This is a genomic window from Alienimonas californiensis, from assembly GCF_007743815.1.
GTDB classification, from domain to species: domain Bacteria; phylum Planctomycetota; class Planctomycetia; order Planctomycetales; family Planctomycetaceae; genus Alienimonas; species Alienimonas californiensis.
The window spans coordinates 1,206,644-1,226,413 of sequence record NZ_CP036265.1 but is presented as its reverse complement, the minus strand read 5'-3'; the positions used below and the strand labels follow the sequence as shown (position 1 = coordinate 1,226,413).

The following is a 19,770-nucleotide window of genomic DNA, read 5'->3' as shown; positions in this document are numbered from 1 at the left end:
CGGGTTGGTGTGAACACAGCGCTCTGAGCGCTCTCCTCCGCACGGCGTCGGCGAGGACGGCAGCCCGAGGCGCGAGCCGAGGCCGGGGGAGGCCGTCCACGTCGCACCGCCTCGGCTTACGCCTCGGGCTGCAGTTACCCGGGCTCACTCGGTCTCGCTCGCGCTCTCCGCCGTCCGCAATTCCGTCAGCATGGCGAGCAGTTCGCGGGTGAGGATCTCCGAGGCGTCCTCCTCGAACTTGCTGGTTCCCAGCCAGGTTTCATAGCCGCCGAGTTTGTGCTGCTCCGGCGTCGGCAGATAGCCCTCGCTGCCGTTGGCCAGTCCGATCACCAGCGTCCGGGGGAAGGGGCTTTTCTCCTTCAATTCCAAGCCGGTCTCGACGAAAGTCTCGAAGGGCAGCGCGACGATCGCCTGATCGCCGATGCGGACGGCCTGAATGAGGACCGCTTCGGTCCGCGGGTGTTCCGGGTCGGCCATTCGCACGACGGTGCGGGCGTACCCGTCGGCGCGGGGGTGGACGGCCTCGCGCTCCTGGCGGGGCAGGGCGAGCAGCCGCCGGGCGTTCTCGACCTCGGCCGGCGTGGGGACGCGATAATTCAGGGCCACCTCGCGTTGCCGCACGGCGATCGCGGGGTCGGCGTCGTAGCGTTCGATTTTCTTCACGGCCCGCCAGGCGGCGTCGGCGACCTTGGCGGCCACCAGCCGGATCTGCTCGAACGGCGCCCGCGGGGGCCGGGTTCCGTGGAAGTCGATGTTATTAATGTCGCCGCTGGCCCCGTTGGTCAGCAGCGCCACGAAGCCCTCCGGCGGATTCGTCCCGCCGAGGCGGTGCGGCATGATCCGGGCGAACTCGCCGAAGTAATCCGCGGAGGCCATGCCCTCCTCCCGCCCGTCGGGGCGGGTCGCCTGGGGCACGCCGCCGACGTAGTGCAGGGCGTAATTGGAGATCACCGCCAGCGGCCGGCCCCGGCGGGTCCGCACGTCGATCACGGCGACCTCCGGGTCGACGGGGCCGGCGGGGCGGAGCAGGTCGGGTCGGGGCGGGTTCGTCCGCACCTGATCGAGCCCGCCGAACGGGTTCCCGTGGTCCGCCTCGGGCTTGAGATACCAGCGACGGTTATAAACCTCGCTCGGTTCGGCGTCCGAGGCGAAGCCCACCTGGGCCGGCTGGAGGGTGCCGATCGCCCCCACGAGCGCCGCCGTCAGGCCCTCGCGGCGCCTCTTTTCATAGGCGATCCGTCCGGGCGAGGTATCGCCGCCCTTCGGGGCGGTGTGGGTGTGCGTGGCGCAGACGAGCATCTGCCCGGCGTCCCAGCCGGTCTGGCGGGCGGCCTCGGCCTTGGCTTCGTCCGTCCACTCGCGACCCACGCCGATGTCGTCCACCAGGGCGATCGCCGCCCGGCCGTCGCCGTTTTCAAACGCCACGGCCCGGACGTGAAACGGATCATGGACGTGGCTCGACGGCCCCGAGCGGAGTTGAAACGGAACCACGTCGGGCGAGATATCGACCGCGGCCGTGCCGACCCGCAGCCCCGCCGGCTCGTTCGCCCGTCCCTCCGGCGCCGCGGCCGCGAGGCACGCCAGACACAGCAGCGTCGTGCAGAGAGTCATTCATCCACCGCCGTCGTTCAGAGGCTGGGTTGGCAGTCGCTCAGTCGGCCGTCGCTCGCTAAGCCATCGCGTTCAACGATCCTGGGAAGGAGGCGTTCAACCTGTCAAGCGACGGCGCCGCCGGGCGCAGCCCGCCGCTCATTTGGGCCACACCGCGTAGAGGTAGACTCCGTACAGCGCGAGCAGCACGGCCCCTTCAATGCGGTGCAGGATGCGTCCGGTATAGAGCAGCGGGATGATCAGCACGGTCAGGCCGATCATCGTCGCGTAGTCCACCAGGGAGATATTGGGCGCGTGGATCGGGGCGACGAGCGACGCCGTCCCCAGAATTCCCAGGACGTTAAAGACGTTCGAGCCGATCACGTTGCCGATCGCGATGTCGGACTGCCGGCGGATCGCGGCGACTAGGGAGGTGGCCAACTCCGGCATGCTGGTGCCCGCCGCGACGATCGTCAGCCCGATCACCGCTTCGCTGATGCCGAAGTCGTGGGCCAGGGAGACGGCGTGCTCCACGAGCAAGCGGGACCCGAACACGAGCACGCCCAGCCCGCCGGCGATGAACGCCAGGTCGATCCCCCAATGTCGCGACATTGTCCCGACCTCGTCGCCGGCATCTGCGTCGCCGGCATCTGCGTCGCCGGCATCTGCGTCGCCGGAATCCGCGTCGCCGGCCTCCGGCGCTTCCGGGTCGGTCGCCCCCGCCGGCCGGCGGGCGAGCGCCAGGTTCATGCCGAGGTAGGCGAGCAGCCCGGCGAACAGCAGGGCCCCGTCGACGCGTCCGAGCCTGCCGTCGGCCAGCAGCGCCCACAGGAGGAGCGCCGCCCCCAACGCAATCGGGGCGTCGCGTTTAATAATCTGCCGACTGACGGGGATCGGGCAGATCAGCGCCGTCAGCCCGAGGATCACGGCGATATTAAAAATGTTCGAGCCGACCGCGTTGCCGACCGAAAGGTCGCCCTGGTCGGAGAGCACGGCTTCCAAACTGACGACCAACTCCGGCGAACTGGTGCCGAACGCCACGACGGTCAGGCCCACGGCCAGTCGACTGAGCCCCGCCCGCAGCGCGAGCGAGGCGCTGCCCCGCACCAGGGCTTCGGCCCCCCCGAACAGGAGCAGGAGGGCGAGCGCAATAAAGAGCAGATCGGCAATCATCGGGGTCCGGGGGACGGTCAGGCGCGGCAATGGTATGGCGCCGCCGCCGTCAATCGTACGCGATCGGCGGGGCGACCGTCTGCGCCGCGTCGCGGAGCGCCGGTTCGGCGAGGGTTGGGCCTGCGATCCCTCAGGGACTCCCTGGGGAGGCCGTCAGGAACAGGTCGCCCCGGACAATTGTCGGCGGATTTCGGCAGTTAAATAAGCCCCCACCGCGGGCACGCTGTGCCGGGCGAGGGCGAACTGGCGGAGGTCGTCCAGCCCGGCCTCCACGCCCCGCCGGTTGGCCAGGGCCGCCTCGATCCGCTCCCGCAGGCGGCCGGGTTCATATAAGAGACAGTTTCGGCCGTCGACGAAGTCGTGCACCACCGGCGGATCGGGGCGATTGACGACCGGGATGGAACCCAGCAGCATCGCCTCGTAATGACGAAAGCCGTTGTACCCGTAGCCCTGCGGCGAGATCGTCAGCCAAGCCCGGGCGGTGAGGCGGCAATATTCCTCGAACGAAAGCCGCTCCTCCGGGGCCGCGACGCGGACCGACTCGCTCAGCGACGCCAGTACGCGACGGCATTCGACCCGCTCCGGCGAATTGACGGCTCCGACGAACAGCACGTCGACGTCTTTCTCCTGGCACGTCGCGGCCGGATCGGGATAACGATCGGCGGCGATCCAGTAGGGCAGAAACGCCAGCCGGCAGGCGCCGATCCGGCGGTTCTCGTCGGCGGTCCGCAGGTTCGCTTTGAAGTACACGGAGAGCGCCGGCGCGGCTTTGATATAAGACTCGTCGACGTCCGGCGCGTCGAAGCGATCGAGGGCCACGACGACCTCGGCCCGCCGCCGCAGCCACCGACTGAGCCTATGACTGAGCGCCGGTTGCCGCATCACCCCGGCGGCGATCCGGCGGAGCCCCCGCTTGAATTGGGAGCGGTCGTGGGGCCAATCGAATTGAACGACCGGGAGCACGATCGCCTCGTATCGTGCTCCCGTCCCCAGGCCGGTCAATAGGCGCCGGAGGGAGTCCGGCGACAGCGGCTTGCGCCCGCTGGAAGCGGGCGTGATCGAGTGCCCCGTCGGCACGAACCGGCGCTGGACGCCCTCGACCCCCGCGAACAGGTCGTCCTGACCGACGTGCAGAATGCGAAGCGGTCGGTGCGGCGGGCTGGACAACGAACCACGACGGGGCGGCAGGAACGGGGGTCAGGAAACCCCCCGGCCGACCCGGCCGCAATCGCGGAGGACCGTCCCGTCCGGAAAAGACGTCCGGAGCCGCCCCCGCGCGTTCGATCCTACCGTCTGCACGCCGCCCGGCGCCCGCCGCCGGGCGGGCGCTCCGACCCGAGCCGGAGAGGGCGCCAGCCGTCAGGCCGCCCCCGCCGCCCGGCGCCGAACCGGGTGGCGGCGCCACAAATAAACCGCTGCGAAGGCGACGCCCGGCAGCCACAATAATAGCGGCGTGGAGTTCCGGACGTTGCCGTGTACGGCCGGCAGCGCGACGAATAAAAACAGCAGGCAGAGCGTGAGAGGGGCTCCGGAGACCCCGGGGATGTGGGGGAGCGGACGTCGAATTGAACTGCAGGCCCACAGCAACAGGCCGGCGCCGACGTTCGTCATCGTCAGCGCCACGGCGAAGAGGGCGCCGCCGGGTTGGTACGGCTGATGCAGCAAGCCGTTGCCGAACGTCAGCGCGACGGACGACAGCAGGATGAACAGGCCGGCCCGCGGCTCGTCCGCGAAAAAGCGCAGCAGAGCCGTGCGAAAACTTAAGACCGCGGCCAGGCAGACGGCCGCGACCCCCAGCAGGTCGAACCGCTCCTCCGGCACGATATGAATGAGATCCACGGCGAAGTCCGGGGCCGCAGAGCGGACGGACTCTTTTTCGTGGATCTGGTCCTGCAGCGCCCCGGCGCTGATCAGGCCGAATCCGCAGGCAAGCGCGGCGAGGCCGGCCCAGGAGCGCGCCCGCACGAGATAAAACGCGACGCAGGCCATGCCGGCGACCCCGAACGGCGGATTCGCCCAGGAGGGGATCAGATTGCTTTCCGCCAGATACACGACGAAGCCCAGCGCCAGAAAGGCGATGCTCAGCTTGACGGTCGCGGGCCGCTCGGCGACCAGATACCCCAGCGTCGCGACCAGCATGACGACGAACAGATAGAGCTTCGACAGCTGTTCGGGGAGCGTATATTCCGATTTGAGCCGCCCATGCTCCGGCGCGTAGGTCAGCGCCTCGTAATTGGACAGAAACGCGTGCGCCGGCCGTTCCAGAAGGTACGCGACGGCGGACACGGCCAGGAACGCGGCGACGATCGCGGCGGCCTGCCCGGCACCGCCGTCGCCGCCCGAAGACGGGCGGTCGACCGGGGAATGGTCGTCTTGGCGTGGTTCAGGGGAAGTCGTCACGTCTTTGGTCCCTCGGTCTCTTCTCTGTTTCTTCACATCGCGGTTGCGAGAACGTTATGGGATCGAGGTCCGCCTGAGAAGGTCGACGCCGCGAGACGTCGAGCCACGCCGCGACGGGGATCAGGTGGTTGCTGACTGCGGTCCGCCGGTCCGGACAAACAGCCTGCGCAATCAATAGCAGCCCGAGCGTCGCCAGCCCCAGCCGTACAACGTCCGGCGGGATCAGGGCGTCAAATAGGCCGTCCAGCCGTCGCCCTCGCAGGTCCGCCGGAGCCAGTCGAGCCGCCGCCGCTGCGCCGCACGCAGCCGCCGGCGGAGGAGCGCCGCGGCCAGCAGGTCTCCGGCGGCCCCGCCTGGCAGCCCCACCCGGAAGATGTCCTCCACGCGGGCGCCGTCCCCCTCCGGCCGGAACCGGTATGTGTGCTCGAAGATGCGGGCCAGGCCGGCGACCCGCTCCTCATGGAACGAGGCAGGGGCCTCCATCGCCGTGATCTTCGTCCGCACCCGGAACCGCATCCCGAAGAACCGGGCCGACCAGGTCGTTTCGTCCCCCGATTCGCTCAGCCCGGAGACCCGGCCGGCGACGGGCCTCCCGCCGATGAGGGTGGACGAATCCCGGTGGGCGTCGACGCTCCGCGTGAGGTCGAAGCACCGCCGCACGGGGGCGGCGACCAGCACGTCGGCGGACAGCTCAAGCACGGATCGGGGGGGCGGGCCGGTGGCTCCGGCGAGCGACGTGCCGGCCGGGGCGGGACGAACCGGCCGTCGCGTCCGCGGTTCACGCCCCCGGTCCCCCAGTGCCCGGTCCCCCGGCGCCGCACGCGCACGCCTCCGGAGGCGAACCGGCGGGCGTCCGCCGTCGGATCAATTGCAGAAATTGAGGCGGCCGAAATGAACGACGGGGCGGCCGGGGCGGGGGGTCGGTCGGCAAATGCCGTCCTTCCCCGCAGCCCCGGCCGCCCCGCGTGAGACGAGCAGTCCGCGTCCGGAGCGGGGCGGCACGGGCCGCCCCGCCGGATTAGCGGTTACTTCCCGCCTTTGCCCCCCTGGCCGCCCTTAGCGCCCTGGCCGCCCTTTGCGCCCTGACCGCCCTTAGCGCCCTGGTCGCCCTTGTTTGCGGACGGGCTGCCCTGAGTGCCACTTTTACCAGCCATCGAAGACTCCTTTTCGAACGCTTGGGTGTCGGAAGCGGCGGAGCCGGGCGCATCGCCCGGGAGACCCCGCCGTCCGTGTCGCCATTGTGCCGGGACCGCTCCGTCGACGCACTCTCGAACCAGCCTTCGTGGGGTCAGGGCCGAGCGGCGCGGCGCCCTCCGGGAACGCCGGAGGCGCCGCCCGCCCGCACTCCCCGTGAGGTCGAAGCGCCGCCCCGCGGGGGCGGCGATCGGCACGTCGGCGGGGCGTTCCCTCGCGGGCCGGCGCCGTCCGCGGGTCAGGTCCCGGGGGCGGCGGAGTCGCCCGCCGCGACGACTTTTAATTCGGAGAACGTCGGGCGGAACGGCACGGTCGAGGCGTTGACCGCACACACGCCGACCTGCACCACCAACGGCAGCGGAGCCGACTTGTCCCCCAACGTCTTCCAGGCCCCCTGCTGCTGACGCACGCGAGCCGTCACCACGTCGCCCCGCCGTTCCAGACGCAACCAGGTCGGCTGGGTCGGGTCCAGCGGCATGTCCGTCGCCAGTCCGATCCGCTGGAGTTGGCCGTCCAAGCGAAGTTCAAAGTTGGCGTAGTGCCGCGTTTGCCCGTCCGCCCGGAACGAGGCCCGTTCCAGGCGGATGTAGGTCCGGTCGTCCTTCATCAGCAACAGGCCGGCGCCGTGGTACGCCTTGCGGACCCGCAGCGTCGCCCGGCCGGGAGCGAAGCCGCCCTCGACCTTCACCTCTACGTCGAAGTCCCCCTCCGCCGGTTGCAGCACGCGGGGGGCGTTCATCTGGTTCAGCTCCGCGCTGAGGCCGTGCACGGGGCCGGGGGCGGAGAGGGTCAGCCGCGAACCGTCCGGGGCGAACCGGCCGTCGCCGCCCGGGTTGATCGCGACGCCCCACCCGGGCACCTCCCGGGAGTCGCCCGCCCCGTCCGCAATCTGGACGGCGAGCAGGGGGACGGCCAGACACAACGCGGCGGCGACGGTCGTCACGTCACGACTCCGGAAGAAACACGGGAACGGCCCGGCGAGTTTGGATGCGTCGCCGACAGGGGTCAAGCGGCGGGGGGCTCTGGCGAGACGCCGGCGGCGCCCGCCGGGGGCGCCGGGCGGGCGGACCAGAGGTGAGATAAATTGCGGAGGTGCTTCACGCCGCCGAGCCGTTCGATCGGCCCGCGGCCCACGCCGGCGGCCCGGGCCAGCGCGTCGGCGGTCAGCGGCGTGCGGCGGGCGCGGTTCAGGTGCAGCGTTCTGAGCAGGCGGTGCAGCGTCTCCGTCGTGCGGTCGCGGCGGGCCGGCGTGGGCGGCAGGCCGGCAGCGACGCGGGCGGCCCGCCACGACCCGCAGTAGCGGTTCACGGTCCCGCACCCCAGCAGCGCCCACCGCAGGAACTCCTCCTTCGAAAAGTCCGGCCCGCGGGCGGCGGCGAAGGTCTCGATCAGGCGAACCAGCTTGGCGGCGTCCCAGGTCCCCTCGGGGTTGGCGTGCCCCCAGCGATCGCGGGGCGGGGCGACGTCCGCCGGCCGCTCCGGCCGCGGCGGCCAGAGCTCGACCCGAAAGCTGCCGTGGTCGCCCTGGACGGCGGCGTCCGGCGGCGGCAGCGCGTCCAGCAGGGCGGCCCGCACCGCCGCCCGCCGGGCGCGTTCGCGGGCCTTCTCTTCGTCGGTATAAACGGGCGGGGGCGTGTTCATCGGCGACCTTTCGGGGCGAGGGCGAAACGCCCGAGTATCGCCGCCCGCCCGGCCGCCCCGAAGTGCAATTCGCCGTTTCCGCCGCCGGGCCGCCGAAATGTTTGAGAAGCGGAAATCCGGCCCCCGCCGCGGTTTTGACCGGGACCCGACCGGCGGGCGGCCGGGCGCCGGCGGGGCGGCATGCCTCGGCCTCGCCGCGTCAGCGGAGAGGCGTCGGCATGGAGCGCGGCGTCGACGGAGCGATAAGTGTTCGGGCGTCGCTCCGGCAGGCCGACAGCTTAAAAGCGTCTGACGGCCTGCCGCCCCGAGGGGAAGGGAGATCGCACGCCGTCAGCAGGCCGCCCCGCCGCCGAGGACAGACGTCAAACAGTGACACGCCCCGTGAGGGGCGGCTTGGACGGTTCGACTTCAAATATCGCCTTATAGGTGAATCCCGCTGCCAGGGCGCCGGCGGCGGGGGCGACCCAAAACAGCCAAAGTTGCTGCAAGGCCCACCCGCCGACGAAGATCGCGGGCCCGGTACTGCGCGCGGGATTCACCGAAGTATTGGTGACCGGGATGCTCACCAAATGGATCAACGTCAACGCGAGCCCGATCGTGAGACCGGCGAACCCCACCGGCGCACGCTGATGCGTGGCGCCCAAAATGACGATCAGGAACATAAACGTCATTACCGACTCGGCGATCAGGGCGGCCGTCATCGAGTACTGCCCGGGGGAATGCTCTGCATAGCCGTTCGAAGCGAAGCCGCCGGCGAGACTGAAATCCGCTTGTCCGCTCGCGATGAGGTAAAGCGTTCCGGCCCCCGTGACGGCGCCGCCGAGTTGCGCCGCGACGTAGGGCAGCACATGCGTCGCCGGAAATCGTCCGCCCGCCCACAGGCCGACCGACACCGCGGGATTGAAGTGCCCGCCCGAAATCGGACCGAGCGCGTAAGCGCCGGTCACCACGGTGAGCCCGAACGCCAACGAAACGCCGAGCAATCCGATACCCACCGCCGGGAAGGCGGCCGCGAGGACGGCGCTGCCGCAGCCTCCCAGAACGAGCCAGAAAGTGCCGAGAAACTCCGCCGACAGTTTCTTGAACATGACGGACCCTTTTTCGCGCGCTGGAGAACTGGGAGGGGGATCACATGTTCGGCTAAAGGACCCGACGTGAGGACAGGTGCGACGCGCGGGACGCCGAATGACGCCTGAAGGAAGCCGACCCGCAGCGGGGCGGCGATCGGGCGAATCGAGCCGAAGGCGAGCGCCCGGGCGCCGCCCCGCTGCGGGTTCGGCTTGAATGAATTGTCAGGTCCTAAGAGGGTTCTCCGGAACAGGAACGCCCGGTCGCCTGGAGGACGACCGTTGATCGAAGTGGCCCCGTTGAAAGACGATCTGGCCGTTCCGGACACGGCAGAACCCGCAGCCGCGAAGGCCGGTCGGACCGTTCCGCTCCGGGACGGCCCGATCGCTGTCTGCGAAGATGAATTCAACGATGCGGGTCGTTCTTGCACGGCCAAACCCCGTCGAGAACGTCTCTCGAATCGCCTCGCGGCCCGGCAGCGGCTCGATCACAACCTGACGCTTCGTAGCGCCCGGTGCGTAAAGTGAAGCCAGTCCTTCAATGTCGGCCGGGTTGAAGCGAGACGCCCAGTTCTGCATTAGCTGCTCTGGCGACACGCGAGGCTCCCCGAACGTCGGTGGGAGCCGAACGCGCGTCTCTCCGGGGCTCCGCAAGAGAACGCTCGCGCGTGAACTGGCACGGCGCCGGGCTCGGGGAGGTCGAAATCGGCCGGGCGGACCGCGCCGCGACCGCCACGGGTCAGGCGACGGGCGCCGGCTCGAAGCGGAAACGGCGTTGTGGCCCGAACGTCTTTGCGGCCCAGGAGTTCCTGCACGGCGTCGGGCGGCACGCCTTCGCTTCGCGGCGCCCGCGAAGAGACGTCGGCCGGAGAGCGGCGTGCGGTCTCCGGGCGAGGGGCCGGCGTCATCCCGGCCTGCCGACGACCGCGAGGGGTTGAGGGCAGGCCGCCCGCCGCCGTCCGGGCGGTGCGGCGGGGTTGAACGACGGTCAGGCCGACGCCGGACATGAAAACAGCCCACCCGTCCCCGGGCGGGCTGTCAAGCAGTCGCGGGTCGTTGGACGGAAGAATTCCCCACCGCGCGGCGCCGGGGGCCGCGCTCACGGCTCGGCGGGGTGGCACTGGCATCTTGCCAGTGGAGGGTGATGGGGAACTCCGGTGCGGGGATCGATCAAAGAGCAACGTCGCTCTCCACTGGCGAGACGCCAGTGCCACCCGCCCGCCTTCAAGTTGGCAACGAGTCGAACTCAATACGGAGCGGCGACGCCGGCCGCTCGGCGCCGCGGTTCCGGGCGTCGTAGTCGGCGGCGCTGGACCAGGGCCAGTCGCCCGGCCGTTCGCACAGCCCCCGGCGGACGGGATTGAGGTGGAGATAATCAACCTGCGCCCGCACCGCCTCGGGGGTGAAGAGATTCCGATCGTGGCCGCCGCCGGACTGCCAGAACAGCCGTTCGGTCCGCCGGCCGCGGCGGCGGACGAGTCGGGGCAGGAACTCCGGGGCCTGTTCTTCAAGATACGCCATCGCCCGCCGCCCGACCGGCTCCTTAACGGCCTTGCGGAACGCGGCGACGTCGTAGATTCGTTCGCGGGGGCAGGCCAGCAGATGAACGTGCTCCGGCATCAGCACGTAGGCCCAGACGTCCCACCCGAGTTCGTCCCGGGCGGCTGCGATCGCCTCGCAGACCCAAACGCGGGTGCGCTCTTTGGAGAGCAGCTTGAGCCGGCGATAACAGCAGAACGTGAAGCAATGGGCGTGCCCGGGGTCGTTATAATTCCGGCGGCCGGCCATGCGACGAAGGTGACGCGTCGACCCTGAACGATCAACCCCACGCCCGGGCGGCTGGGCGTCCTCGTTCGACATGGGTGGCTGGGGCAGGAGCGAAGCGGATGCCCCAGAACGAGTTGTGGACGAACGGGGGGGAAGAGGGCTCGGGCGCTGCTGGTTCTGGGGCATGCGGCCCGGCGCGCCGGACGTCGTGCAGCTTCGGCGTCTTAGTTCGACGTGGGTGGCTGGGGCAGGAGCGTCAGCGGATGCCCCAGAACGAGTTGCGTGCGCTTCAGGGAAAGAGGGTTCGGGCGCTGCTGGTTCTGGGGCATCCGGTCGGTCGGCTGACGCCTCCCTCCCTTCTGCCCCAGCCACCCATGCGGAAGAAGGTTTGGCTCAGGCTGCCCCAGGCACCCGGCACCCATGCGGAAGAGGGTTCGGACGCTCAGGCTGCCCCAGGCACCCGGCGCCGGACGGTCAGGCTGCCCCAGGCACTCGGCTACGGCATATCTTCGGCAACGTCTTCTAATATTCCACTGGACGCAAGGCTCTGCTGGAGAGGCGAGTAATAGCGGCCTTTTGACCTTAAGCTGCGGTAGAGGTTAGCCCAGTCGTCCCGGGTTGCGGCCCGGGTGCTCGCAGTTGCGTCAAAAAGTGCTGCCATTTGTGCGGGAGTACCGTGCGCACTTTGAACATCGTTTACTTCATCCACTACTTTAAGCACTTCTCGGACTGCGTCAGCATTGAAATACTCTGCTAACGGCAAGATTGCATTTTCTGCCACCGCTTCTGCGCGACGCCATCCCGTGCCTCCGTAGGTCCTGTACAAACTGATGGCTTCGTCCACAAACCCACGACTGGGCTGCTCTGTAATGATCTTGAGCTTGCTCTCTTCAGGCAGGCCGTCAAATCGTTCCTTGAGAACCTCCTTGAACGCGGCGACGTTATACCCGCGAAAGATCTTGCTAAGTTCGTTGAGGGTGACCGGGGCATTCCTGAGGTAAGTCTGCATTCGTAGTTGAGTGGGCCCGGTAAGCCAGTTCCAGATTCGCGGCTCAAATAGTATCGCTAGGGGCAGGCGTAGGAATTGTGAGTCGTCGCTGCTTTCGGTTAGTGTTGGTATCGCCGACTTCATAGTGGAGTCGTATACGTACCTGTCGTAGCGCGACGCAGCGACCAAGCACATTGCAACCTTCCAGTCACTGCTTTCTGGGATCGATGTGCTGCCTCGGATCAGACATTTGCAGAGAACGGTAATGTAGTTTGGGAACAGGCTCGCTTTGACCCTGGAAAAGTGCCTTTCCTTCATGAAGTTGTCCACCTCTTCTTGGGTCGAAGGGAAAGATGACCTTTGCAAGTCAGCCTCTAGCTTCTTTAAGGCCGCCTTCCCTTGAACCGGGGGGTGACGCAATAGATGGTTGACAGCATGAACCAGATGGGATCGCACGCCTTCGACACTTGGTTGATAGAGCGTGCTTTGTGAGCTGAAAGCAGGATGGACACAGAGATGCCTATCCTCTCGAAGTCGCTCTAAATCTCTTCTCTCGGAGGCGGAAACGAGCTCGAAATCCTCATTCGCTACTTTGAGTAGGCTGTTCTCATACTGTTGCAGACGAAGGAGTGCTTGGCTATTGCCTTGCTCGTAGTCCGCAACTGCTTGGTCGAAACTATTGCAGAAGTCTCCTGCGGCTGCATCGCCATCCTCGCGGAGCTCTCGGAGTTTGATGATTATGTCGTAGGTGACTGCGACCCAGGTTGCGACCACAGATGAACGCAAACATCCGCTTCGCAGCGAGTTGAGTGCCTCTGTGGCATACGCTCTGCTTTCACTGTCTCGAATAGACAATACGAGTTCGTCGAGATCAGTTAGCTGGACGAGCATGTTGTAATGAAAAAGGCATGGCCTGGGCCGAGTTCATCCGAGCCAAGTGCCATGTTCGCACGACTCGGGAGCGGTGCACTCGGGCGGGTAAGCATGCGAGCAACAGGGCGGTGCGGGAGTGATTGGGCACCGGGCGCCAGACACGAAAACAGCCCACCCGTTGCCGGGCGGGCTGTCAAGCACTGTCGGATCGGCGGGAGCGTTACCGCACCGCGCCTTCGGCGGCGGGTTGTTTGTCTTCGCCTTCGCCGGTTTTGGTGACGAGGCACTGGGTCGTCAGCATCAGGCCGGCGATGCTGGCGGCGTTCGTCAGGGCGCTCTTCACCACCTTCGTCGGGTCGATCACGCCGGCGGCGAACAGGTCCTCATACACCCCCGTCAGCGCGTTGTAGCCGTTGGGGCCCTCGCTGCGGAGGACTTCGTCGGCGACCACGCTGCCGTCCTGGCCGGCGTTCTTGGCGATCTGCTTCGTCGGGCTCTGGAGCGCCCGGCGGACGATCTCCACGCCGATCTTCTCGTCGCCCTTGGCCTTCACCTCGTCCAGACCCTTGATGCACCGCAGCAGGGCCGTGCCGCCGCCGGGGAGAATGCCTTCCTCCACGGCCGCGCGGGTGGCGTGCAGGGCGTCCTCCATGCGGGCCTTGGTCTGCTTCATCTCCGCCTCGGTGGCGGCGCCGACGCTGACCACGGCCACGCCGCCGACCAGCTTGGCGAGGCGCTCCTGGAACTTTTCGCGGTCGTATTCGCTGTCGGTGTCGTCGATGCCCTTCTTAATTTGGGCGACGCGCTTCTGCAGGTTCTCCTTGGTCCCGCCGCCTTCGATAATGGTCGTTTCGTCCTTGGTGACTTCGACCTTCTTGGCGGTGCCGAGGTGCTCCAGTTCGACGTGCTCCAGCTTCACGCCGAGGTCCTCGGAGACGAACGTGCCGCCGGTGAGGACGGCGATGTCCTGCAGCATGGCCTTGCGACGCTCGCCGAAGCCGGGCGCCTTGACCGCGGCGACGTTCAACACGCCGCGCAGTTTATTCACGACCAGGGCGGTGAGGGCCTCGCCCTCGACGTCCTCGGCGATGATCAGCAGCGGGCGACCCGTGGTGGAGATCTTCTCCAGCAGGGGAATCAGGTCCCGCAGGTTCGAGACCTTCTTTTCGTGCAGGAGGATATAGCAGTCCTCCAGCACGACGGACATGGTCTCCGGGTTGTTGACGAAATAGGGGCTGGTGTAGCCCTTATCGAACTGCATGCCCTCGGCGAGGGTGAGGACGGTCTCGCCGCTCTTGCCCTCTTCGATGGTGATGACGCCGTCGCGGCCGACCTTTTCAAAGGCGTCGGCGATCAGGTCGCCGATTTCCTTGTCGTTGTTGGCGGAGATGGCCGCGACCTGGGCGATCTGGCTTTTGCCGTCGACCGGTTTGGAGAGGCCGTCGAGGGTTTCGACGCACTTGGCGACGGCCTTCTCGATGCCCTTGCGGACGACCTGGGGGTTGGCGCCCAGGGAGATGTTCCGCAGGCCCTCGGTGAAGATGGCGCGGGCCAGGACGGTGGCGGTGGTGGTGCCGTCGCCGGCGGTGTCGCTGGTTTTGGAAGCGACTTCGTTGACGAGCTTGGCGCCCATGTGCTCCCAGGGGTCCTCCAGTTCGACCTCCTTGGAGACGGTCACGCCGTCCTTGGTGACGACGGGGTTGCCGAAGGACTTATCGATGAGGACGTTGCGGCCGCGGGGGCCCATCGTGACGGCGACGGCGTCGGCGAGGGTGTCGATGCCCTTTTTGAGCTTCAGGCGGGCGGGGTCGTCGAAGAGAAGTTGCTTGGCCATGGGGGCGGGCGGCGTTCGGTGTGCGGGGGCGAATAGATATTGGGGAGGAGGGAGGGGCGACGAGGGAGGAGGGGAGCAGGTTTCCACCCCTCCCTCAGTCCTCCTCCCCCCTCCCTAAAACAACGCAGCGGCCGGCGAACTAGAGCACCTTGGCGAGGATGTCGGCCTCGCGGAGGATCTTGACGTCCTTGCCGTCGACTTCGATCTCGGTGCCGCCGTACTTGCCGAAGAGGACTTCGTCGCCGACTTCGACGCCGACGGGGCTGCGTTCGCCGCTGTCCAGCAGGCGGCCGGGGCCGACGGCGAGGACCTTGCCGCGCTGGGATTTCTCCTTGGCGGCGTCCGGCAGCACGATGCCGCCGGCGGTGGTTTCCTCAGCCTCGAGGGGCTCGATGACGACGCGATCGTCCAGGGGGTTCAGGGTCATTTGTGCGTATTGAAAAGTTGAAAGGTGAGAATGAATTGCTGAGGCGTAAGGCGTGAGGGGGAAGGCGTAAGGGGCGGGGACGAGTCGTGATCGGCGGCCAGCGTCGTCACTTACGCCTTACGCCTCGCCCCTTACCGCCTGCCGCGGACGCGGCCTACATCATCCCGCCCATGCCGCCCATGCCCATGCCGCCCATCCCGCCCATGCCGCCGCCCATGCCGCCCATCCCGCCGCCCATGCCGTCATGGTCGTGGTCGTGGCCGCCGGCTTCGGGGTCTTCGGGCTCGTCGGCGATCAGGCCGGCGGTGGTGGTCATCAGCATGGCGACCGACAGGGCGTTCTGCAGGCTGGTGCGAACGACCTTGGCCGGGTCGACCACGCCGGCGGCGAGCATGTCGCCGTATTTATCGTTCAGCGCGTCGTAGCCGTAGTTGACGTCGTCGTTCCGCAGCACGCGGTTGGCGACCACGGCGCCGTCTTCGCCGGCGTTCTCGGCGATGGTCCGCAGCGGCATGCTCAGCACGCGGCCGACCAGCTCGGCGCCGTAGGACTCGTCGCCCTGGAGCTTCAGGCCCTTCAACGCCTTGGAGCTCCGCAGCAGCGCCACGCCGCCGCCGGGGACGATGCCCTCTTCCAACGCCGCCCGGGTGGCGGCGAGGGCGTCGTCGAACAGGTCCTTGCGTTCCTTCATCTCGGTCTCGGTGGCGGCCCCGACGTTAATCTGGGCGACGCCGCCGGCCAGCTTGGCGAGACGCTCCTGGAGCTTCTCGCGGTCGTAATCGCTGTCCGTATCCTCGATTTCCCGCTTGATCTGGGCCACGCGGCCGTCGATCGCCTCGTTCGTGCCGCCGCCGCGGACGACGATGGTTTTATCGGAGGAGATGCGAATCTTCTTCGCGGTGCCGAGGTCCTCGGTGGTGACCGCGTCCAGCTTGACGCCGAGGTCTTTAAAGATCGCCCGGCCGCCGGTGAGGACGGCGATGTCCTCCATCATGGCCTTGCGGCGTTCGCCGTAGCCCGGCGCCTTAACCGCGGCGACCTTCAGGATGCCCCGCAGCTTGTTGACGACCAGCGTGGCCAGGGCTTCGCCTTCGAGATCTTCCGCGATAATCAGCAGCGGGCGGCCGCTCTTGCTGATCTCTTCCAGCAGCGGCACCAACAGGCGGGCGCTGCTGATCTTTTCCTCGAAGACGAGGATATACGGGTTGTCCAGGACGACTTCCTGCCCGTCCTCGTCGGTGACGAAGTGCGGGGAGAGGAAGCCGCGGTCGAACTCCATGCCCTCGACCAGGTCGACGGTGGTGTTGATGCCGCGGCCCTCTTCGACCGTGATCACGCCGTCCTTGCCGACCTTGATAAAGGCGTCGGCGAGGGTCTTGCCGATCTCCGGGTCGTTGTTGCCGGAGATCGTGGCGACGGTCTGCAGCGACTTCTTATCGGTCGCGTCGACCGGGGTGGAGATCTTGCCGAGGTGCTCCACGACGGCGTTGACGGCCTTCTGGGCGCCGCGGGCCATCTGGGTGGCGTCCACGCCGGAGGCCAGGAACCGGAGGCTCTCTTTGAAGAGGGCCTCGGCCAGCACGGTGGCGGTGGTGGTGCCGTCGCCGGCGGTGTCGTTGGTCTTGCTGGCGGCCTCTTTGACGAGCTGCACGCCCATATTCTCAAAGGCGTCGTCCAGCTCGATATCCTCGGCGACGGTCACGCCGTCCTTGGTGATCTTGGGGGCGCCCCAACCCTTGTCCAGCACCGCGTTGCGGCCGCGGGGGCCGAGGGTGCTCTTGACGGCCCGGGCCAGCTTTTCGACCCCGGCGAGGAGGTGTTTGCGGGCGTCGTCGTCGAATTCCAGCAGCTTGGCCACGGGGATCGGTTCCTGTTCAGAGATACGGGACGGGGAGACGGATGATTCGATCGCCGGCCGCCGGGGCGCCGCCGCGTCCGGGGGCGTCTGCCGGGGGGACGATCGGGGCGGACCGGGAGCCGCGACCGACCTCTCCTGCACGCCGCGGACCGGCGGCGCGGCGTTCCGCGGAAGTCGCCCAGCGGCATGAGGATGCGTCGAACGGAAATCCGGCCGGTCGCGCCGGTTCTGCCGATGTGGCAGCGAATCGCCGCCCGCCGGTACGCTCCGGCCGCCTGTTTCCGCCCCGCCGTGTCGCCTCTCGTGTCGCCCGTGTCCGATCCTGCCGCCGCGTTCGTCGCCAAGTGGTCCGCCAGCGGCGGGGCGGAGACGGCGAACAGCCAGTCGTTCCTGCGGGACCTGTGCGACCTGTTGGAGATCCCCCGCCCGGACCCCGCCGTCCCGGAGGCCGCGGAGAACCGCTACACCTTCGAGCGGGCCGTGACCCGCCTTGTCGGGGGGACGTTCTATGGTCACGCTTCCAGCATGGCCGATCTTGGAAGACCGCCGCTGCCGGACGCGCGGGGGAAAGACAAGACGTTCAGCGTCCACGAGACCGCGACGGACCGCCAGCGGTTCGACGCCGCGGCGGATGCCGCCGGAACGTCGGCCTCGGAATGGGCGCGGGAGATCTTGGTGCGTGTCACGGAAAGCGGGGGGCGGGGGACCCGCCCGTCACCGGACCCCTCCGGCGGTACATAAAGCCGCTGCGTCGACCGAGGCGCGGGCCGCCCCCCCTCATTTTACGATGGGCAGCGTCGGCAGTTATCGGTGAACACAGACGCCGGACCCCGTGTCTGTGGCTCTGGTTCGGCAGATCCGGCCTCGTGCAGCTGTCCACTCAGCCATCCGAACGCTATCCTCACAGCATCTGACACGTTCGCTGAAGCAAATGACCAGAGCCCCACGCTCAGACGCAAGCCAAACAGCTGTAGCATTCCTGAACCTGAAAGGCGGGGTCGGCAAGACGACACTGGCAGTGAACTTCGCCGCGTTTTGTGGATCGCGTGGTATCAGAACGCTTCTGGTTGACCTCGATCCGCAGGCGAACGCCACTTTGTGGTGTCTGTCGCTGGAGCAGCTGCAACAGCACGCAAAGGAGTGCGGCACAGTCGCCGACCTGCTTGGACAGCGGCGCCACACCTCCGCAGAAGGCTCCGCTAAGACAGCACAGGATGTGTTGCGTGAATCGGTCTTCCCGGGCGTGGACCTGATCCCGTCCCATCTCGGTCTCTACACGGCCGACGCAGAACTAGCAGGGGAAGCCGGGCGAGAGTACCTCCTGACAAGGGCACTGGAGCCAATCCGGGCTGATTATCAGATGGTCGTTTGCGACTGTCCCCCGAGTCTCAACGTGGCAACCCACAATGCGATCGCGATCGGAACGCACTTCGTAACGCCTGTTTCGTTGGACTTCCTTTCAGTTTTCGGCGTCGGGCTCCTGTACCCTAAAATAACCGGCATTTGCGAGGCGCTAGGCACGACGTTGGAAAACGCAGGGATTGTGATCGGCAAGGCAGGCCGGACATCGACCCATCGCGACGACGCTCGGTGGGCCTTGCAGGAGCGGTTCAAAACGCTAGTACTGCCGCACGAAATCACGGATCGGAGCATTGTGTCCGAAGCAGCTGAGAAACACTTACCCGTTTTCGACATGGCGAACGCCAAGGCTACTGAGGAGTTCACAGCGGTGTGCTCGGAGTTACTCACTCGAGTCGGGGTGACAGGTTGAAGACTCATGACGCCGCTAGAGTGCTGGAGTCTGTGGCTCAAGCTCTCCGCGCTGGCCCGAATGTAGAGATGAAAGAGTTGGCGAGCCTGTTTCGTCCAGCAGCGTCCCCCGCAGGGATCAACTCAGATGACGCCGCGCTCAGCGTGAGCGGACTGGTAGCGATGTCGGCGTTCAATAAGCAGGAATGGAAGCAGCTTATCGACGAATGGGGCATCCCGGTGGAGGTATTGGGAACGTACTCCGTTCGCGACACGATCGGGAAAATCCTTCAATATTTCCGAGAGAACCCCGAAGCTCTCGACAGGCTTCGCAAAGAGCGGGCATCGAAGAGCCATAGGGCATCGTCAGAGCTGATGAGGACCCTCGCGTTGCTGTTGGATTAGATGGTGAGAATCTGCGATGAACACGCTACGGGGCGAGTTAGAGGCGAGCTTTCGGCGATTCCACGATGCGTGGATCGCCGAAATGACCGCCGCGATAACGGACGAAGCCCGAGATTTACACACATACTCAGACAGCTACAAAGATCTTGCGTCTCTACATGCTTGGTCGTGCTACATGTTTGAAGGGCGGATGGCGGAATCCGCGCACGCCTTCCATGTCGAGGCGAAGAACGACGCCCTGACATCGCACGTTTTAGCAGTTATGGGCGTCTGGAGAGCGTCTTTGCAAACCCTCAGAGCATGCATCGAAAACGCCCTCTGCGCGCAGTTCTTCAAGGACCATCCGGTCGAAAACGAACTGCGGGACGCGGGGCAGTACCGTAAGGGATTCTCAGATCTTCTCGCGTACTTTCGCTCCCACCCAGGGCTTGCAGGGCTTGATGAGCGGGTCAGCGGGCTTGACCTGCTAGGCGGAGAATACGCCAAGCTGTCTATGGCGGTTCACGGGTCATCTGACTCCTACCGGATGACGACGGAAACGGGAGCTGTCCAGATGTTTGTTCAGGACGATATTCGCATGCGGCAATGGCGTAGCCGGGAACGAAACGTCCTGATCGGATTGAACTGCCTTTTGACATGCCTTTACAGGTCGCAGCTGTCCGGATCCCAGAAGCCGGCCCTGAGAGAGTCGATTGGGGCCGTCCTGCCCGCGGGGAAGAGAGACGCCATCAAGGATCAGTTGGGAGTGTTCTTGCCGGGAATCTGAGTTCTTTCTAGACCAACACACTCTTAGGACACTACCAA

Annotated in this window: 18 protein-coding genes; 4 read left to right on the top strand and 14 right to left on the bottom strand. The window is 67.1% G+C overall.

The features are described 5' to 3' along the window. Positions 1-144: 144 nt before the first annotated feature. The 14 genes from CA12_RS04785 to groL (CA12_RS04720) all read right to left on the bottom strand — a co-directional run bounded on the left by CA12_RS04785 (position 145) and on the right by groL (CA12_RS04720) (position 16,812). Positions 145-1,611: a hypothetical protein gene (locus tag CA12_RS04785; protein ID WP_207622145.1), complete on the bottom strand. Its 1,467-nt coding sequence runs from the start codon at positions 1,609-1,611 to the stop codon at positions 145-147. Positions 1,612-1,749: 138 nt separating this feature from the next. Then, positions 1,750-2,763, bottom strand: a complete 1,014-nt coding sequence (locus CA12_RS04780; RefSeq protein WP_145357738.1) for a calcium/sodium antiporter — start codon at positions 2,761-2,763, stop codon at positions 1,750-1,752. Positions 2,764-2,916: 153 nt separating this feature from the next. Beyond that, a complete protein-coding gene (locus tag CA12_RS04775) occupies positions 2,917-3,930 on the bottom strand; it encodes a hypothetical protein (protein WP_145357737.1) in 1,014 nt (337 codons plus the stop codon). Between the two features lie 192 nt (positions 3,931-4,122). Beyond that, the gene (locus tag CA12_RS04770; protein WP_145357736.1) at positions 4,123-5,163 is read right to left on the bottom strand and encodes a hypothetical protein; all 1,041 of its coding nucleotides are present in this window, start codon (positions 5,161-5,163) and stop codon (positions 4,123-4,125) included. A gap of 222 nt (positions 5,164-5,385) precedes the next feature. Further along, positions 5,386-5,862: an SRPBCC family protein gene (locus CA12_RS04765; RefSeq protein ID WP_165700552.1), complete on the bottom strand. Its 477-nt coding sequence runs from the start codon at positions 5,860-5,862 to the stop codon at positions 5,386-5,388. A 733-nt stretch (positions 5,863-6,595) separates the two neighbouring features. After that, the gene (locus CA12_RS04760; RefSeq protein ID WP_145357734.1) at positions 6,596-7,300 is read right to left on the bottom strand and encodes a DUF1349 domain-containing protein; all 705 of its coding nucleotides are present in this window, start codon (positions 7,298-7,300) and stop codon (positions 6,596-6,598) included. Positions 7,301-7,362: 62 nt separating this feature from the next. Then, on the bottom strand, positions 7,363-7,998 hold the full coding sequence (locus CA12_RS04755) for a hypothetical protein (protein WP_145357733.1): 636 nt from the start codon (positions 7,996-7,998) through the stop codon (positions 7,363-7,365). Between the two features lie 362 nt (positions 7,999-8,360). Beyond that, positions 8,361-9,086: an aquaporin Z gene (aqpZ, locus tag CA12_RS04750; protein WP_145357732.1), complete on the bottom strand. Its 726-nt coding sequence runs from the start codon at positions 9,084-9,086 to the stop codon at positions 8,361-8,363. A gap of 204 nt (positions 9,087-9,290) precedes the next feature. Beyond that, on the bottom strand, positions 9,291-9,644 hold the full coding sequence (locus CA12_RS23185) for a nuclear transport factor 2 family protein (RefSeq protein ID WP_145357731.1): 354 nt from the start codon (positions 9,642-9,644) through the stop codon (positions 9,291-9,293). 645 nt (positions 9,645-10,289) lie between these two features. Continuing rightward, positions 10,290-10,853 (bottom strand): REP-associated tyrosine transposase, encoded by a 564-nt coding sequence (locus CA12_RS04740; protein WP_145357730.1) that lies wholly within the window; start codon positions 10,851-10,853, stop codon positions 10,290-10,292. Between the two features lie 475 nt (positions 10,854-11,328). After that, the gene (locus CA12_RS04735) at positions 11,329-12,711 is read right to left on the bottom strand and encodes a hypothetical protein (protein ID WP_145357729.1); all 1,383 of its coding nucleotides are present in this window, start codon (positions 12,709-12,711) and stop codon (positions 11,329-11,331) included. A gap of 202 nt (positions 12,712-12,913) precedes the next feature. After that, the gene (groL, locus tag CA12_RS04730; RefSeq protein ID WP_145357728.1) at positions 12,914-14,527 is read right to left on the bottom strand and encodes a chaperonin GroEL; all 1,614 of its coding nucleotides are present in this window, start codon (positions 14,525-14,527) and stop codon (positions 12,914-12,916) included. A gap of 139 nt (positions 14,528-14,666) precedes the next feature. Further along, complete coding sequence (groES, locus tag CA12_RS04725) at positions 14,667-14,954, bottom strand: co-chaperone GroES (protein WP_145357727.1); 288 nt, start codon at positions 14,952-14,954, stop codon at positions 14,667-14,669. Positions 14,955-15,108: 154 nt separating this feature from the next. Beyond that, complete coding sequence (groL, locus tag CA12_RS04720; RefSeq protein WP_145357726.1) at positions 15,109-16,812, bottom strand: chaperonin GroEL; 1,704 nt, start codon at positions 16,810-16,812, stop codon at positions 15,109-15,111. Between the two features lie 312 nt (positions 16,813-17,124). Here groL (CA12_RS04720) and CA12_RS04715 point away from each other — a divergent pair, with 312 nt between their 5' ends. The 4 genes from CA12_RS04715 (at position 17,125) to CA12_RS04700 (ending at position 19,732) form a co-directional block, all read left to right on the top strand. Further along, positions 17,125-17,553, top strand: coding sequence for a hypothetical protein (locus CA12_RS04715; protein ID WP_145357725.1), 429 nt, complete (start codon positions 17,125-17,127; stop codon positions 17,551-17,553). 277 nt (positions 17,554-17,830) lie between these two features. Next, a complete protein-coding gene (locus CA12_RS04710) occupies positions 17,831-18,583 on the top strand; it encodes a ParA family protein (RefSeq protein ID WP_242688119.1) in 753 nt (250 codons plus the stop codon). 68 nt (positions 18,584-18,651) lie between these two features. Beyond that, positions 18,652-18,966, top strand: a complete 315-nt coding sequence (locus CA12_RS04705) for a hypothetical protein (protein ID WP_145357723.1) — start codon at positions 18,652-18,654, stop codon at positions 18,964-18,966. Between the two features lie 82 nt (positions 18,967-19,048). Next, a complete protein-coding gene (locus tag CA12_RS04700) occupies positions 19,049-19,732 on the top strand; it encodes a hypothetical protein (RefSeq protein WP_207622144.1) in 684 nt (227 codons plus the stop codon). Positions 19,733-19,770 lie beyond the last annotated feature (38 nt).